Below are 17104 nucleotides of genomic sequence, written 5' to 3'. Positions count from 1 at the left end.
TCTTCTACGTCGCGATAGTATGGCTATCTTCGGCGGAGTCGACATCGTCGCCACGGCCGGCAAGATCATCTCCAGCGGCAGGACCAAGCTGATCCAACCGCTGGAGACCGGCGTCGTTCGGGCCATCAATGTCCACGAAGGCCGGCCGGTCCTTCCCGCGACGGCCCGCATGATGAGCCTCGCCTTCAACGCGAAGTCCAAGGGAAGCCCACGGGGTAATCCGAAAGGGCCGGCAATTGAGGCGAATTTGACGGTAGAAGACGAGCGTATATGCACGTTACCCTGGACTCTCCGCACACCGTTGCCCAGGTCGCCGGAGCTGAAACGCCACAGTTGAGTGCGCCGCATCGGAGAGGCCAGCCGGAGCCAAGTCGATGAAAGCACGAACCCGAATTCCGCTGACGACCGATTGGGATCACGCGATGGAGACGATCTCCTGCGAGATTCGCTCAATCAAGAATCCTGGCAGGGTTCTTGAGATCCTAGAAGCTGGATGTGGCCGGAGGTGGTGCCTTGACATCGGCGATGGCGGCTATGTTCTGACCGGCATCGACCTCGACGCCGAAGCCCTTCGCATCCGCCGCGACGAAACGAAAGACCTCCACGAAGGCATCGTCGGGGATCTGCGCACGACTGATTTCGGTCAGCGGACCTTCGACGTCATCTTCAATTCCTACGTGCTGGAGCATGTGCCGGGCGCGCGACAGGTCCTGGAGAACTTCAACAGATGGGTGAAGCCGGGCGGGCTGATCATCATAATGATCCCCGACCCCTTCTCCGCGCACGGCTTCACCGCCAGGATGACGCCGCACTGGATTCACGTGCTCTTCTATCGCCTGATCCTCGGATACAAGAACGCCGGCAAGCCTGGCTACGGCCCCTACCCAGTCACCTACGACAAGGTGGTCTCGCGCGAAGGCATTCGGGCCTTTTGCGGAGAGAACGGACTGGTCCTTGCCGCCGAATACGGGCTGTCTGGCGCCAGCGGCCTGAACAACTACAGCCTCAAGAAGAAGCTGCTGCAAGCTTACAAGAAAACGCTTCAGGTCCTGTCCCTCGGCCGCCTGAGCTCCGATTACAACGACGTCATCTTTATCATCCGCAAACCGACTCTCCCGGCTCGGGCGAACCTGCAGGTCAGCGCCGCCTTTCCCCACTGATCTGCAGGTTCTGGCCACGGATCGGATCAATCAAGCGCTGCTTGATCGCGCGGTGCGGTGCCGCCATACCTCATCAAATACAAGGCCCAGTTTCGCATCGAAGGGCCCGCTGCAGCTAGCTGATTGACAATAAAGCGCAAGTGCTCTCTGCCGCACTACCCTTGGCAAGGCAACGGCGCCATCGGCGTCGCTTGACCGGTCGGCCTGACGCGTTGGCTGCGCGACCCGTTCGGATGAGCTTCGCTCTGGCAGGAGCGGCGCACGGCCCCTTTCGATTCCAACACTCGCGGAGGAGAATAGATCACTGAGGAGGTAAGCCAGTTTCTCAATTGCGAGCTCATTGGATTAGTCGTCTGATTACGCCGCGAGCAAGCTGCTGTTTCGTCCATCCCTTGCGACGGTGCCGGCAGATTTCTCTGCCCAGGAGCATCGATTCTCGGGGCAGTTCTTCGTGCCCTCGCAGAAGCGCTCCCTCTCTCTAAGGGAGGTCGATCATGTTCACTGCAATTGTATCAGCAGCGACCATAGCGATGATCGTCTTAACCGTCTCAATCTTTCGCATTATCCGAGCCAATCTGGAATTATGGTCGGATGAAAATTGAACGACCGAAGGCGCCACCGCTCATGAACGGGACATCTCGTTCGAGACATCGAACGGCCAACAGTTGGCCCTATCGTTCTCGCAACGGTTTACGACCGTTTGGCTTGGCGCGTGGCAGGCTGGTGCGCTTCAGAAGCAGCAGGTTGGCAAAACTCATTACGGCCGGAGGCGCTACTATCCCGTTTAGGGTACTCCTTCCGAATGAGGCTCCTCCTGGCAGGAAAGAGCCCGAGCTGCGACACATCGAGGTACGAAGGTGCTGCCGGCGCCTTGCTTGACGCGTGCAGCCATTGCGCGTGCGAAGGACACGTGCGGCGAGCAAAAGCCGCACCTTTGCCAACATCGGAGACCGCGAGCGCCGCCGGCACCGTCCGGTTGCGGATTTTGAGCTCGGATGCGCGCGCGATCACGTCGGCGAGCGTGGCGAAGCTCCAGGGCGACGATCCCGATACTCCGCATCCGCAAGCACCTCGTCGATAGGGCACTCGCGTCTATCTCTCCGACTATCAGGAGCCGATCCGTCTTCAGCAGGACCCTCGTCCTCCAGCAGAGCTGGCTCCGCGAAGCCGACGCAGCCATTGCATTGCTGAAGGAAACGAGGGACAGGACCGCCGCAGAGTATCGGTGTGCACGTCCAATACGGCCTGCGATCTTACCAAGCCAAACGAAACGAATCAGTCAGCACAAGGAGTTGCAGATCGGGTCGCGTCAAAAAGCGTTCCAATACGCCTTTTTGGAAAAGAACGTCATGACTATGATCTTAAGATCGAAAATGAGTGACCAGTTGTCGATATAATACAGATCATGCTCCACCCGACGCTGCATCTTCTCGAGCGTGTCGACGTCGCCACGATACCCGTTGACCTGAGCCCAACCTGTAATACCAGGCTTGACATTGTGGCGGCGGGAAAATGACGAAATCAGCTCATTGAACAGCTCGTTTTGCGAGGTCGCGTGTGGACGGGGCCCGACGATCGACATGCTGCCGGCCAGAACATTGAACAATTGCGGAAGCTCGTCGACATTGGTCTGGCGCAGAAGGCGTCCAAGACGGGTCACGCGCGGATCGTGTCTGGTGACCGGTTTGAAGTTGTCGCCATCCTCCATGACGGTCATCGATCGGAATTTCAACACGCGAATGGGCTCGTTGTTGTAGCCGTGCCGCGTCTGTCGAAAAAACGCCGGCCCACGAGACTCGAGTTTGATTGCGAGCGGAACAATCACGAAAAGGAGGCTGGTCACAACAAGGCCCGCGCTTGCAACGACGATATCGACTCCCCGTTTGATGGCTCGGTTGAAGGGAGTGAGCGGGGATTGGAATATCCGCATCGTCACCATGTTGCCGAACTGAGTGATCCGCGACACGGCCATCAGATCGATGGATCCAACAGGGACGACGTGAACGTCTATTGGCAGGTCTGACAGGGCGCCGGCAAGCGCGAGAGCAGAGCCAACATCTGATTCCGAAAGCAATATGACAACGTCATCCGCTCGGAGGGGACGGCAGTCCGCGAGCAGTTGGCGGACATCAGGTGGCGCTTGGACGGCGTCGAGGTTAGCCGGAACCGAGGAATCGGCGCGGGCCCGCGGAAAGTCGAACGAGCGGATGGTCCGAATTCCGGTACCCTTAGCACGTGCAGAGAACTGCAAGCAGTGAGCCGGGTCTCCTATAAGGATGACGCGCCTGGCATCGATCAGACCAGACGCAATAGCGGGCTGTAGCACTGAAAACCATATTGCCCGTGTGCAGAGCACGGTGAGGAGGACACACCCAGCCTGGACGATGACGGTCGCGCGCGAGTAATCCCCGGAGATTTTCAGAACGAATATCGTTGAGACGAAGAAGGAGAATACGAGGAGGACGCTGCTGGCCCCGCTCCATAGGAAGACGTGGCGGGGCTGCGTCAGGATTCGGGAATATTGCCGAAGTCCTATGGAAACCAGCAACGCCAATGTGGAAATCAGAAAGGATTCCGGAATGTACCTGGCGGAATCCGGCGACCCCAGCAAGACCACTCGATGATAGAGGACAGCTGCGAAATAGGCCGACCCGGCTACGAGCAGGAACTCGGTACCTGCTGCCAATACCAATAGAGCAGTCAATCTGCTCCTTCCAACGCCTCCTTCGATCGCCCTGCCGCCATCGACCGCATGTGCCGGGAGCTTGGTAGAGGCCGGCAAATTGGTGAAGGACGCATAGTTCATAGCAGTCAGCCACCCAATCACTCGTCACTTTGGCTGAATAAGTACAGTCCGGGTCACTGGATGGAAATTGGCAATAACTGGATGGGACGGGGCAATAAGTGGGTAACTACGATGGTCGATTGAGGCGCGACAGCGCGGGATTAGATTCGGGCAGCAATCGAAGCGCCCGTCCCAATGGGTTCGCTGGGTATGATCAATAGACGACCGATCAGTCGGACAGAGCGGAAGACGGCGACGAGCGGTTCGGCGTCAATGAGAGAACAGAACGTAGTTTTGCAGATCGCCTGTCGGTTGCTCGGACGGAAGCGATGTTGACGTGCTGCCTTCCGCGAGAGATTTGAAAGACTTCACTCGGACCACGTTCGTACAGGGAATTGCCGCCATGCCGAACTCCAGACTGCGCAATAGCTTCCACATCGACGTCTCTGGCAGCGACCTCGTTCGTTGCATCAAATGGGGCTTGGTGGCTGTTGGTCTGACAATTTCCACCACTCAAGTAAAGGCCGAATATCTGGTAAACATTGGAGATGTGCTGGAGGTTGCCGTGGCGGGCGTGCCGGATCTGCGGCATCGTGCTGCCGTCCAAATTGACGGGAACGTTTCGTTGCCACTGGTCGGAACGCTTCCAGTGGCCGGCCTGCCCTTAGCGCAGATCCGAGCCAAAATCGGGGCTGCACTGGCGAGCAAGGTATTTCGGGCGAGGACACCGGATGGCCGTGAGACGGTTGTCGTGATCGACGCAGACGAGGTCACGACGGTTATCGCGGAATACAAGCCCATATACGTAAATGGGGATGTATCGAAGCCGGGTGAGTACCCTTATCGTCCGTCTATCACCGCACGCCAGCTCGTCGCCGTGGCAGGCGGCTACGAAACCATGCGTATCAGAATGAACAACCCGTATCTCGAGTCAATTGACTTGAGAAGCGAGTATGGTTCGCTTTGGACAGAGCTGGCCAAAGAACAGGCGCGTATGTGGCGCATCAAGTCTGAACTTGGAGAGGGAGCCCAGATCAGTCCAGGCGCTCTGATGGATGCGCCCTTAGCTCGATCGGCGATCTCGGAAATCGTTAATGCAGAAACGGAGTATTTGAAGACCAAGCAGAGTGATTATCAGCAGGAAAAGACGTTCCTTCAGCACGGCATTCGGCAGGGAGATGACGAGGTCCGTGTGCTGTCAGAGCAGCAGAAGAAGGACGAAGAGGGACTTCAGGGAGATCTTGAAGAACTGCAGAAAGCGACCGAGCTCTTCGGCAAGGGCTCCCTGATCAGCCCTCGCGTTACGGATGCACGTCGCGCGGTGCTGCTGTCATCAACCAGGAAGCTGCAAACCTCTGCGCAACTGCTGCAGGTCAAGAAGCAGCAGGACGAGTTCGTCAGAAAGCTGGCAAGGCTAGATGACCAGCGGAGGCTCGACCTGCTCCGTGAGCTGCAAGATACCAGCGTAAGGCTCAATCAAATTCGCGAGAAGCTGCAGAGCGTCGGCGAGAAGCTTCAGTACACTGCGATGATTCGATCGCAACTCGTGCGAGGAGCCGGCAACAACGCGGAGATTGCCATCATCAGGAAGGGCGCTAAGGGGCAGGAACGGATCATCGCAAGCGAAGATACCGAACTGCAGCCGGGTGACGCCGTCGAGGTCAGCCTCCAATACCAGGATGGTCCTGCCGTCCCTCCCCGAAGGCTAGGCAATTCAAATATTTCACCTGGGACAGGCCAGACCGATTCGACAGCTGGCGGTTCGGTGCGCGTCGGGCAGAGATAACAAGCGCCGTCGCAATTCTGCAACGGGAGATTGCCTTTGCCTAGGCAGGTATAGGCTCGATGCGTCTCACAATCTTCGTTCGGTCTCGCTCCGTTACTCCAATGCGGCGGGGCGCTGCCCCGAAGCAGAAATCGGCGAAGCTCACGAGCCGGAACCCATTTGATCCCATTGGCGGTGCCCTGTGAAATCAAGGCGCGCCGGGCCGGTGGTGTCGCCGTCTGCTATGCCGACCCGACCTTTGCGATGGCGGCCTAGGGCTGGAGGTCGACCCGATCGTTGCAGCAATGTGTACAGACCATTGGCGTTGGCAATTGCAGAACCCCAGCGGCTATCAAGCTAGCGCGCGTCCGAAAGTCCGGGAATCCAGGCGTCTCCGCCGTCACGGCTTGGCGGGCGCTCCCAAAATGATTGAAAGGGCACCGAATGGTCGGACCGCCTGAGCGGTTCCTGGCGAGACGGGCAGCAAACATGCTGTCCAAGAGAGGTAGCTCGTAATGACCCAAAATCTCCACGCTGCGGACGAGGCTGGAAGGTAGGATATGTCACGCGTGGGGAATAGCGATGCCGCACTATCGTGCATACGTACTGGACGAACACGGCCAGTTGGGGGGCGTGGTCAACCTTCACTGCCCGGACGACGCGTCCGCAACCGAGCGGGCCGGGCGGTTAGCGGACGGTCACGAGGTTCAGCTTTGGCGACTGGTCGCCGAGCTCAAATTCGACGATCCGCGGCACCGACCAAAGCGGCGGCGGAGTGCCCGCGCACCAATGCACTAGGTCCGATTGATAGAGCCGCTTCGTCTCGCGGTCAGCTCGCGTACCCCCTGCGCCCGCGCTAGAGGCAGACCAGGTCCTCCATTCTGCCATCGGCGTCGAGAACGACCGAGATCCAGCTCCGGGAGCAAGCTGCCGAGGGACCGGCGCAGGCGTTGCAGTCGGTGACGGCTCGATCAACTGCATCACCTGCAGCGCGATCCCGCGAATGTGGATCGGCCTGGCAGCACGCCATCGTGTTGACTTCGCGGGTCGAGGCCCAGCCACACTTGTTGTTCGCCGACATCGTGCGCGAATAGGCACAGCAGCGGTTCGGAGGCCTTACATTGCTCTCGGGTGACCAATCCTCACCTACGGAGAACTCGCCAGGCCCGCGAGGCAGACCATAATGCGATCGCACCTGTCTTTATCGACACCTAACTGATCAGGTCCTTGCACGACGACGGCCACCGGCGCATCGCCGACCGTAGCGTGTGGCCCCCCGCCCCCGGGCCGACGACGTCGCTTCCGTGAAATATGGCCGCAGGAACAGCACTCGCATAGTGCTGACAGTGGACGCACGCAGCACGACCGTCGCGGTCGCCGACATACGACGTAGCGGACGCACCGCGTTTGCCATTGCGTCGGAGATCCCCTCGCGCACTGTGACGTCGAAGCAAGAAAGGTTCAGAGAAGGCGCCGATCCGCCCTGGGCATGTGACTCGCAAGAAGCCTCGGGCGAGCCAGATCAGTGTGCTCACTAAGGACGTGGGCGCGTCACCGCGCCGGGATCTTGGCCAAATTGCGCCATCATCCAGTTGGCCGCTGCGGACAGTGCGAAGCCAACGGAGGCCGAGAGCGCATCGACCACAAAATCCTCAAACCTCGCGTGCCGTCCCGGCACCCATAGTTGCAAAATCTCAAGCAGGCCGATCAGGGCAATGGCGACTGCTGAAACAGTCCACCGCCGCTGCGGATAGGCAAGACCGAAGAAAATCCCGACCAGAAGGAAGGCGAGCGCGTGATCGCCTTGCTGTCCGAGAACGGGGTAAGGCCGAGCGCCTTGAGGTCCGAGCGTTACGAAAGTGACCGCGGCCGCGAGCAACCAGGCTACGAGCCGAAGAAGCGCGTTAGTAACCACTAAAGCGCCTCGACTGGCAGCCCCAGCCGGGGCTCTTCATTTCTGAGACTCGATTTCAAGAGCCTGCTCCCTCCAGCCACCGCAAACGGCAACATCAATACTCGTAACCCTTCAGCAAATATTTCTTCGTACGCCGCGCCCAGGCCGCGAGCCTTGGACGATTCAGTCGGCTGCAGCGCATCCAGCTTGAGCGAGATCGACCTGCGAGTTTCTACGCTGAGCTTACGGGTCTGCAAGGCGTGTTCATATGTAGCATTGATCTAGGTAGCGGCGCCGGTTGCTCTGGGGCAATTCCGATGTCCTGCTGCGGAAACCCCTTCGGCAAAATTCATGCCCCACCTAAGCGGTCGAACACTCGGTCAAAGGTTACCACCTCCTCCTGACACAGGCGTGCACAATTCCTGATGTGCATGGACGAAAGGAGAGTACTCCAAAGTGATCGGACACTGAGCCAAACTCCGGATTCCTCCAACGCCTCGACGTTGCGGGCCGCGCTCGCTCTGGATCGGCACACGGCCGATTAGATGCAAAGCATCATTGAACGCTCGACTTATGATTTCAAATAGCGGTTTGTACCGGCTGACCCGCATAGGGAGTACCCATCCATGGCAGTTGTTCTAAAGCCCTGTTTCTTGGCAACAATAGCTTCTGCTTTCCTTAGGGTTGATAGTAATGCAATGGCGATCCAGGAAGGCGCTACTTGGAGGCCAGCTTGTCGATTAGTCACACGCAGACGATTGAATGGGACGGCAAGGCCCTGAGCGGCTGGGTAGACCTCGACGGAACGCCGACAAAAGTTTCAGCAGACCGGGAAACGATCCATACCCATGCACCCGGCTTTAGTGATGCACTCAACCGGGAAATCGAACGGCATCGGGATGAGATTTTCGAGAAGCTGCTACCGTTCTTCAAGCAGCAAAAGCGAGACTTCTAGCATGGTTGATTGTGGTTGCACGTGAGAATTGTTGACCCGTTTTGTTTCGGCCACACGGAGTACCAACCTGTAGTGCTTGCCCCGCGTCCCTTTTCGGGACGCAATAGAAGCGCTTGCGGTTCTTGTCCTTGGTGCGTCCTGAAGACAGGCGCGGGAATGGACGGCGCCAGGCTCCAGCCCACAGGGGTCGTCTCATTTGCGAAGACGGCCGGACCGCCATAGTTCGTCGGCGATCAGATCAATTCGCGAAATACATGGGAAGGCAGTTTAGAACAGTTCACGGCTTCGATGATCACAATCCGTAGCCTAGGCATCTGAAGGAATTCGTATCGCCAAGCGACAGGTGATTGCAGATGAGTCGCACGGTCATGCTCAACGAGGAAGTGGTGAAGATCTCCCTCACGCGGGGACGATGTGCACTCCTGTGGATGACAGCGGTCATGCTCGCCATGACATGGGTGTCGGAAGCGGAGGCTTCGCCGGATCAGTTGCGACACCCTGCAGAGGCGCGACAGGCGACGACTGCCCGCTATTTCGATTCAGACGAGTTCAAGACGTTGCCGCTGAGCCTGGGCGGCCGCAACAAATCGCTGCACATTGCGCAAGCGACGACCAGCGACACCGGAGCCCCACCGCAGCCTCCGAAACAGCAACGCGACTGGGCAGAGTCACTGTCCTGCGAACTTGCCCTTGCAAGGCGCGACATCGAGTTGCTGCAACATCTCGAGCAGGAGCATGATCGGGCCGAGTGGCTGGCGCAGGGTATTGAAGCCGCGCGGCGCGATGCCGAAACCCAAAAGGCGTTGGCAGCGAAGGCTGTCGAGGAAGCTTCCCGACTGAAGGAAGCTTCCCGGCTGAATCAAGCGGGCGAGAGTGGCGTGGCTGAGCTGCAGGCATCGCTGCAGCAGGAGCGCGAGCGATCTGTGCGGCTGGAGCAGGATCTCGCGGCCGCCCGGCGCGATGCCGACACCCAGACTGCACTGGCGACGAAAGCAGGTGAGGAAACGTCCCGGCTGAAACAGGCGGGCGAGAGCGGCGTCGCGGAGTCGCAGAAGGTCCTGCAGCAGGAGCGCCAGCGGTCAGCGCGGCTGGAGCAGGATCTCGCAGCCGCGCGGCGCGATACCGAAACCCAGACTGCGCTGGCGACGAAAGCAGGTGAGGAAACGTCCCGGCTGAAACAGGCGGGCGAGAGCAGCGTGGCGGAGTCGCAGAAGGTCCTGCAGCAGGAGCGTGAGCGGTCGGCGCGGCTCGAACAGGATCTCGCGGCCGCGCGGCGCGATGCCGAAACCCAGACTGCGCTGGCGACGAAAGCCGGTGAGGAAACGTCCCGGCTGAAACAGGCGGGCGAGAGCAGCGTCGCGGAGTCGCACAAGGTCCTGCAGCAGGAGCGCCAGCGGTCGGCGCGGCTCGAACAGGATCTCGCGGCCGCGCGGCGCGATGCCGAAACCCAGACTGCACTGGCGGCAAAGGCAAACGAGGAAGTTTCGCAGCGAAGTCGGGCGGCGGAGGCCAGTGCCGCGGACTTGAGGCAATCGATGCAGAAGGAGCGCGAAAGGGCCGACACGCTTGCGCAGGATCTCTCCCTGACGCGAAGCGCTATTTATGCATACGAGGCGCAAACGGCACTGGTGGTGAAAGCCAGCGAGGACGCGTCCCTGCGGAAAGCGACAGGGGAGAGCGGCGCGGCGGAGCTGCAGAAATCCCTGCAACAGGAGCGGGATCGGTCCGGCCAGCTGGAGCAGGCGCTGACTGCCGCGCGACGAGATATCGATGCGCAGACGGCGCTGGCGACCAAGGCGAGCGACGAGGTCGCCAGGCTGGCGCAGGTAGCACAAGCTGGCGCTGCGGAACAGAGGCGATCGATCCAAAAGGAGCACGAGAGAGCCGATGCGCTGGCGCAGGATCTCTCCATGGCACGCAGCAAGATCTACGCGTACGAGGCTCAGGCGACCAAAGCCAGCGAGGAAGCGGCGCAGCTCAAACAGGAGGAAGCGAGCGATACAGCCAAATTACGGCTATCGCAGCAACGCGAGCGCGAACGGACTGAGCAGCTGGCCCGGGATCTCGCGAAAGCCAGCCGCAATCTCGACGCGCAGACCGAGCGCGCGTCCAAGGCAAGCGAGGAAGTCATACGGATCAAGCAGGCCGGAGAGCGCGACACGGCCGAGCTGCGCAGCCTGTTGCTGCGTGAACGCGAGCGGACTGAGGGACTGGAGAAGGATCTCGCACTGGCGCGTCAAGCCAACGGCGCGCTCGTGGCGAAAATTCCCTCGGCAGCGTCTCAGCCCGCGACCACCGGCCAGGCGGCCCGCGAGGAGCCGCCCGCAGCGCCGGCACGACCAATCCAGATCCAGCCCGTCCAAAATAAGCCAGTCCAAGACAGACCGGTCCAAGACAGACCGGCCCAAGACAAACCGGCCCAAGACAAGCCGGTCAAAGACAAGCCAGTCCAGGCCATGGCGGCGCGCAGCCAGGGCGATGCTCCGGTCAATCCTAACGACGGGGTGCAAGCGGCGAAATTGATCGCGCGCGCGAGCGTACTGCTTGAACAGGGAAACATCGGCGCGGCGCGGATCGTGCTGGAGCGCGCCGTTGAGATGGGCAGCGCCCAAGCAAGCTTCGCACTCGCGGAAACCTACGATCCGTTGATCCTTCCAAGTTTCGGAACGTATGGAACGCAGGGCGATCTCACTAAAGCGCGAACTCTTTACGCGCGGGCCGAAGCTGGAGGAATCAAGGAGGCGAAGGCGCGATTCGAAGCGCTGCGTCGATAGCGCGATCTCGTGCACCGATGTTCCAGGTCAGCAATGCGCAATCGGGGATCGAAAGCCCCGACACGGATGCAGCATGTGTAGAGGAGTGGGTCGATGAAAAGATTTGCAGGATGGCGTCGGCTGCTCTTGCTGGCCGCGTTCGCACCATTGCTCCTGGCCATTCAGCCTTCGGCGGATGCGCGGCCCCTGAATTTGCGGCCCCAGAAGCCTCACCCGGTTCGGTCCGCGCCGGCGCAGCCAAGGCCGGAAGTGATGGCCATGAACGCCTGGACTGTCGGCCTGGCCGGGGGTCTCCTCGAGGGCGCACCGATCCGTCTGGCGGCGGAGATCGCGCGCGTCGTCGACGATGGGGACAGCCTCCATGTTCTTCCGGTCGTCACACGCGGGGCCACGGAGAACCTGAATTCCCTGCTCTATTTGCGCGGCATCGACGCGGCGATCATCAATTCCGACGCGCTCGAGGAATACAAGAGCCAGGTGCCGGACATCCAGCAACGAATTGCGTATGTCATGAATCTGTTCCCGTCCGAGCTTCAGATCTTCGTTCGACCCGAGATTCAGAGTCTGAACGACCTCGCCGGCAAGAAGGTCAATTTCAACAACCAGGGTACCGCTGCGGCCTATTCGGGGCCGATGATCTTCAGCCGCCTCAATATCGAGGTGGAAAAAACGTTCATTCCGCACCAGCTCGCACTTGAGCAGATGCGCAAAGGTGAGATGGCAGCCGTCGTCTTCATTACATCGAAGCCGGTGGATGCTTTCGTGAAGGGTCGGTGGGAGCCAGGTTTCAAGTTCCTGCCTGTCCCGTACGACAGCAAGTTCGAGGATTACTATCTTCCCGCCTCTCTCGATGCGACCGACTATCCCAATCTGATCAAGCAGGGCGAACGGGTTTCGACGATCGCCGTGCCGACCGCTCTGGTCGCCTTCAATTGGCCGGCCAAATCGAACCGCTCCGAGCGCGTCGCGCGCTTCGTCGACCACCTCTTCTCCCGGATCGACAGATTGCAGGCGCCCGGTTTCGATCCGAAGTGGAAATCCATCAACCTCGCTGCGACGGTTCCGGGTCTCACGCGCGTCCCTGCGGCGCAGGCGTGGCTCGATCGTCAGCCTCGCACAACACATGCATCGCAATGAAACGCGCCGCCATCCTGCTTCTTTTTGCACTCGGGAGTACAGGCAGCATTGCGTTCGCCGAGGATCCAATGACGCAGCTCCGTTCCTGCCTTCAGAAGGAACACGCCGAGCGCCTGGGGTGTCTGGATAAATTGACGCGCACCGTCGCGCCTCAGCGCCGTCCGACGCCCGAAGAGGAGTGGATCGTCAGCCAGACGACCTCGCCGGTAGACTACTCGCTGATCGCGACCGCGACGACATCGTCCCGCAGCGGAACCAGCGAGTCCGCGATGCAGCTATCCATACGCTGCCGCGGCGGCCGGACAGAGCTGGTGCTCGCAGGACCCGACATCGCCCGCGGCGGCGGTGACGATGCAATCTCCTATCGTGTCAACGATAATCCAGCGGTGCAGGTCGCAGCAACCGTGCCGGCATTCGGTCCCGGTGTCGCGTTCGCGGGGGATGTCGTTCGCTTGCTCCAGTCGCTTCCGGACAATGGGGAACTCATCGTCCTTCTCTCGCCTCGGGGCAGGACCGCCCATGACGGGACGTTCTCGCTCGCCGGGCTGGACGCAGCGCGCGCGAAGATGGCCGCGGCGTGCAGATGGCCGCGCGCCATCGCAACGCCCAACCATTGATGATGTGAAAATGATTGTCTTTGATGGAGGAGCATAATGATCAGGTTTCACCATATTGCCAGGACGGTCGCGGTGGGAGCGATCGCCGTTCTTGTTTCTGCGTCGTTCGCGGCCGCGGACCAGGGCGGAAAATACTGGACGCCCGAAGACGGACAACCCGTCGCACGCAAGGCAAGCCCTGCGCGGCACCACATAGCGAAGCGAACGACGGCGACGCAGATGCGAACCGCGCTAGCCCGTATGGAGGATCCCACTGCAACGAATAAGAAAGAGCATCACCTGATCCTGCAGGTGAATACCAACGACCCGGCCGCGATGAATCTCGCCCTCAACAACGCGACCAACGTTGCCCAGTACTACAAAGACGCCGGCGAGAAGGTGAAGATCGAGGTCGTCACGTTTGGGCCCGGCCTCAACATGCTCCGTGACGACACGTCACCGGTGAAGTCGCGTATCGAGGAGATGGCCCTCAGCACGCCCGAAGTTTCGTTCAAAGCCTGCGGCAACACCCAGGAGAGGATGCGGAAGGCCGAGAGCAAGGATATCCCGATTGTGCGGCAGGCGGAGGTCGTGAAGTCCGGCGTCGTGCGCGTGATGGAGTTGCAGGAGAAGGGCTGGACCTACGTCAAGCCGTAGGCCGGACACCAGCCGTGGCAATTCGATCGACGTCCAATGAATGGAGCGACCAGCGCAGAGGGCAACCGGGCGAGCAGGAAAGATTGGGCGCTACGGCACCATCGATTGGCCCAAAGGCAGGAGAGCAAGGCCAGTGGTGACACCGAGGGGGCGCGCTCAACCGCGCGCCGGCGCACCTCCGGTATGACGACCGCGGAAAGCCGAGTGCGACAGGGCGCTCCTTGAGCCTGAAAAGAATCATCCAGCCTCCGCCCTCAGCATTCCACTTGCGGGGTGACGTCCGTAGGACTCCGGTACTGCAAATTATCGCCATGCTCACCTATTTTTTTCGCCACACTTCCTAATTAGCCATCTGGCCCAGCAGTCGGGGGGGCCAGCTTCAAAATTCCCACTGCTTTGAAATCGGTTCGCGGTGCTTCGCGCTGCGGGCGTGCGCTGTGTCTCGCGCCTTCGCGGGGCGCGGCACATGAATGTGTTCGCGTGCTGCGAGCATGCAATAGGTCGCGCGCCTTCACGATGCGCGGCAGCAGAATCCCTTTGTCAACGTCAAGAGAAACAACTCTGTAACTCGATGGAGTCCTGAATTGGATACTACCGGCACGATCACGTCGTTCTCTCCCATTCCGAAGACCCGCGGTGTAACCATCGGCGGCGACATCTACGGAGTGCACACTGCGGGCAAGAGCTACAGCCTGACCAATCCTGACTCGCAAACTCTGCAATTTACAATTCAACCGGGCGACGCGGGCCCCTACGATACTTCTGGAACAGTCGATCGCTCCGAGATTTGTGCCGCGAACGCCGGGCCAGGCGGTGCTCAGGACATTCCCGTCGGGACTCCCATCGGCATCGACTACCAGTTCATGGTGCAGCCGAACGGGCCCAACAACACGTTCACCAACACGGCGTCATGGTTTGTGACTGGGGAAATGCACAACGACGACTCCGTGAGTGGTGTGGCGACGTCACCGCCGTTCGCAATCCAGCTCGCCGGCAATCATCTGCAAGTTGTCGCTCGCTATTGTCCGCCCGGCGGCAATCCCGGCAACGGGGCGGGGTCCAATATGGTCAACATGGTACTCTGGACCGACCCGAACCCGATTGTGCCCGGCCGCTATTACGACATCAATATCCAATCCAAGCTCTCGAACACCGGCGCGGGCGGTTATCTCGATGTCTCGATCGACGGCAAACAGGTGGTGAATTACACCGGCCTGCTCGGCTATGGGGCCGGCACCTACTGGATGGATGGGCTCTACCGCAACGCAGGTCCTACCGAGACCGTAACCGCCGACTTTCGCAATTTCACGATGGTGACCGGGTCGACGGCAGTCGGCTGGCAGGGTGTGGGCGGCACGTCATCATCGGGCGGCACCACAGTTCCGCCGACACCGCCTGCGGCGCCGACTAGGCTTGCCGATGCGGCGATCGTCAACGGCTATGTCAATTCCGCACAGGACACGACGACGCAGCAGCTGACGGGCTCGGCGAAAGCCGGCAGCACGGTCAGCGTCTATGACGGAAGCTCCAAGCTTGGCACGGCGACCGCCGCAAGCGACGGCAGCTGGAGCTATGCGCTGGGCCATCTCGCCGACGGTAGCCATAGCTTGACCGCGACAGCGACTGATGCAACAGGCAGCAGTGCAGCAAGCGCCCCGCTCGCCTTCACGGTTGACACCCAGGCGCCGGTCACGCCAACGCTGGCGGCCTATTCGCAGGCAGGTGCTGCGATCGGCAGCAGCACGACTCTCACCGACCTCGTCCTAAAGGGGACCGCGGAAGCCGGCAGCACGATCAAGGTCAGTGACGGTAACACTCAGATCGGGACGGCCACCGCGGGCAGCACCGGGGCCTGGAGCTTCGACACCGGCACGATTGCCCGTGGCAGCCACAGCTTCACCGCCACCGCCACCGACATCGCCGGCAACACCAGCGCCGCCTCGGCAGCCGACGCCGTGACGGTTGCGGCACCGCCTCCGCCGCCTACGGCCCCGACTGGGCTTGCCGATGCGGCGATCGTCAACGGCTATGTCAATGCCGCACAGGACACGACGACGCAGCAGCTGACGGGCTCGGCAGAAGCCGGCAGCACGGTCAGCGTCTATGACGGAAGCTCCAAGCTTGGCACGGCGACCGCCGCAAGCGACGGCAGCTGGAGCTATGCGCTGGGCCATCTCGCCGACGGTAGCCATAGCTTGACCGCGACAGCGACTGATGCAACAGGCAGCAGTGCAGCAAGCGCCCCGCTCGCCTTCACGGTTGACACCCAGGCGCCGGTCACGCCAACGCTGGCGGCCTATTCGCAGGCAGGTGCTGCGGTCGGCAGCAGCACGACTCTCACCGACCTTGTCCTGAAGGGGACCGCGGAAGCCGGCAGCACGATCAAGGTCAATGACGGTAACACTCAGATCGGGACGGTCACCACGGGCAGCACCGGGGCCTGGAGCTTCGACACCGGCACGATTGCCCCTGGCAGCCGCAGCTTCACCGCCACCGCCACCGACATCGCCGGCAACACCAGCGCCGCCTCGGCAGCCGACGCCGTGACGGTTGCGGCACCGCCTCCGCCGCCTGCGGCCCCCACCGCGCCGACGCTCACAGTCGCCAGTAATTCGCTCTATGTCAGCCCCGGCGGCAGCATCCCGCTGGGCCTGGGGGTGAGCGTGCCCAATGCGGGCGACAATGTGACGGTCAACATCTCCGGATTGCCGAAATACGAGACCATCACCGACAACCTGGACGGTAAGACCTTCAGCGGAAGCTCGGTCACACTGACCGCGGCCGAGGTCAACAGCGGTCTCTCGCTGAGCTCCTCCTACCAAGGTAACGGTAAACCGCATGCGACGCTGACGGTCACCGCGACCGACAACACCGGGACGCCCATCACCAGCGCGGCGCAGACCATCACGGTGATCGATCCACCGGCGACCACGACAAGTTCGGGAACGTCAACGACATCGTCGACTACGTCAGCGACAGTGTCGGGGGACGGCAGGTCTTGGGGGCAGTCGCACCACCTCGCGGACGTCGCTCATTGGTTGAGCCATCGGCCCGACTTTGCACATGCGGCGACAACGCTCAGCGACACCGGAGCATCGCACGTCGCGTCCACTCCCACCATGACGACGACCGATCCTGCCGCAGGCGCCGTCGCGAAGGCCTACGCCGTCCTGAATCAGATGATGGCGGGCGATTTCGGCGGCGAGTCGCATTTCGCGCAGGCAGAGACGGCATTGTCGGCATCATCTCAGCAGCAGGCCAACTTCCTCGCTAGGCCTTTGCACTAACCAGCCAACCAAGGTCACGCGGCATCGGGCCGCCCCGTCGGGGCGGTTCCGGTGTCGCGCGGCGGGCGTCTTGGATGATCCGGTCCGCTCTGGG

12 protein-coding genes are annotated in these 17104 nt (G+C 61.0%); 9 read left to right on the top strand and 3 right to left on the bottom strand.

Annotated elements, in window-relative coordinates:
• Window positions 1-19: 19 nt before the first annotated feature.
• Together QQL28_RS16430 and QQL28_RS16425 are read left to right on the top strand one after the other, a co-directional pair.
• Window positions 20-337, top strand: coding sequence for a hypothetical protein (locus QQL28_RS16430; protein ID WP_284267087.1), 318 nt, complete (start codon window positions 20-22; stop codon window positions 335-337).
• A gap of 85 nt (window positions 338-422) precedes the next feature.
• A complete protein-coding gene (locus QQL28_RS16425; protein ID WP_284267086.1) occupies window positions 423-1160 on the top strand; it encodes a class I SAM-dependent methyltransferase in 738 nt (245 codons plus the stop codon).
• A 1309-nt stretch (window positions 1161-2469) separates the two neighbouring features.
• Here QQL28_RS16425 and QQL28_RS16420 read toward each other — a convergent pair.
• Window positions 2470-3966 (bottom strand): undecaprenyl-phosphate glucose phosphotransferase, encoded by a 1497-nt coding sequence (locus tag QQL28_RS16420; protein WP_284267085.1) that lies wholly within the window; start codon window positions 3964-3966, stop codon window positions 2470-2472.
• Between the two features lie 382 nt (window positions 3967-4348).
• Between QQL28_RS16420 and QQL28_RS16415 the strand changes: the two genes are divergently transcribed.
• Window positions 4349-5731 carry a polysaccharide biosynthesis/export family protein gene (locus QQL28_RS16415; protein ID WP_284267084.1) on the top strand — a complete coding sequence of 461 codons (1383 nt, stop codon included), beginning with the start codon at window positions 4349-4351 and terminating at the stop codon, window positions 5729-5731.
• A gap of 1513 nt (window positions 5732-7244) precedes the next feature.
• On the opposite strand, the gene QQL28_RS16410 is transcribed toward QQL28_RS16415, so the two are convergent.
• Both QQL28_RS16410 and QQL28_RS16405 read right to left on the bottom strand, forming a co-directional pair.
• Window positions 7245-7589: a VanZ family protein gene (locus tag QQL28_RS16410; protein WP_431309608.1), complete on the bottom strand. Its 345-nt coding sequence runs from the start codon at window positions 7587-7589 to the stop codon at window positions 7245-7247.
• Window positions 7590-7624: 35 nt separating this feature from the next.
• Window positions 7625-7861 (bottom strand): hypothetical protein, encoded by a 237-nt coding sequence (locus QQL28_RS16405; protein ID WP_284267081.1) that lies wholly within the window; start codon window positions 7859-7861, stop codon window positions 7625-7627.
• A gap of 476 nt (window positions 7862-8337) precedes the next feature.
• On the opposite strand from QQL28_RS16405, the gene QQL28_RS16400 reads away from it, so the two are divergent.
• From QQL28_RS16400 to QQL28_RS16375, 6 genes are all read left to right on the top strand, one after another.
• Window positions 8338-8559, top strand: a complete 222-nt coding sequence (locus QQL28_RS16400; RefSeq protein ID WP_284267080.1) for a hypothetical protein — start codon at window positions 8338-8340, stop codon at window positions 8557-8559.
• Window positions 8560-8912: 353 nt separating this feature from the next.
• Entirely contained in the window at window positions 8913-11333 is a 2421-nt protein-coding gene (locus QQL28_RS16395) for a hypothetical protein (protein ID WP_284267079.1), read from the top strand.
• A 93-nt stretch (window positions 11334-11426) separates the two neighbouring features.
• Window positions 11427-12470: a TAXI family TRAP transporter solute-binding subunit gene (locus tag QQL28_RS16390; protein ID WP_284267078.1), complete on the top strand. Its 1044-nt coding sequence runs from the start codon at window positions 11427-11429 to the stop codon at window positions 12468-12470.
• Between the two features lie 68 nt (window positions 12471-12538).
• Window positions 12539-13087 carry a hypothetical protein gene (locus tag QQL28_RS16385; protein ID WP_284267077.1) on the top strand — a complete coding sequence of 183 codons (549 nt, stop codon included), beginning with the start codon at window positions 12539-12541 and terminating at the stop codon, window positions 13085-13087.
• A gap of 36 nt (window positions 13088-13123) precedes the next feature.
• Window positions 13124-13723, top strand: coding sequence for a DsrE family protein (locus tag QQL28_RS16380; protein WP_284267076.1), 600 nt, complete (start codon window positions 13124-13126; stop codon window positions 13721-13723).
• Between the two features lie 584 nt (window positions 13724-14307).
• Window positions 14308-17010: an Ig-like domain-containing protein gene (locus QQL28_RS16375; RefSeq protein WP_284267075.1), complete on the top strand. Its 2703-nt coding sequence runs from the start codon at window positions 14308-14310 to the stop codon at window positions 17008-17010.
• The last annotated feature ends 94 nt before the right edge of the window (window positions 17011-17104 follow it).

Origin of the sequence: Bradyrhizobium iriomotense (assembly GCF_030160715.1) — a bacterium.
GTDB lineage: Bacteria > Pseudomonadota > Alphaproteobacteria > Rhizobiales > Xanthobacteraceae > Bradyrhizobium > Bradyrhizobium iriomotense.
This window is presented reverse-complemented; position numbering and strand designations above follow the sequence as displayed.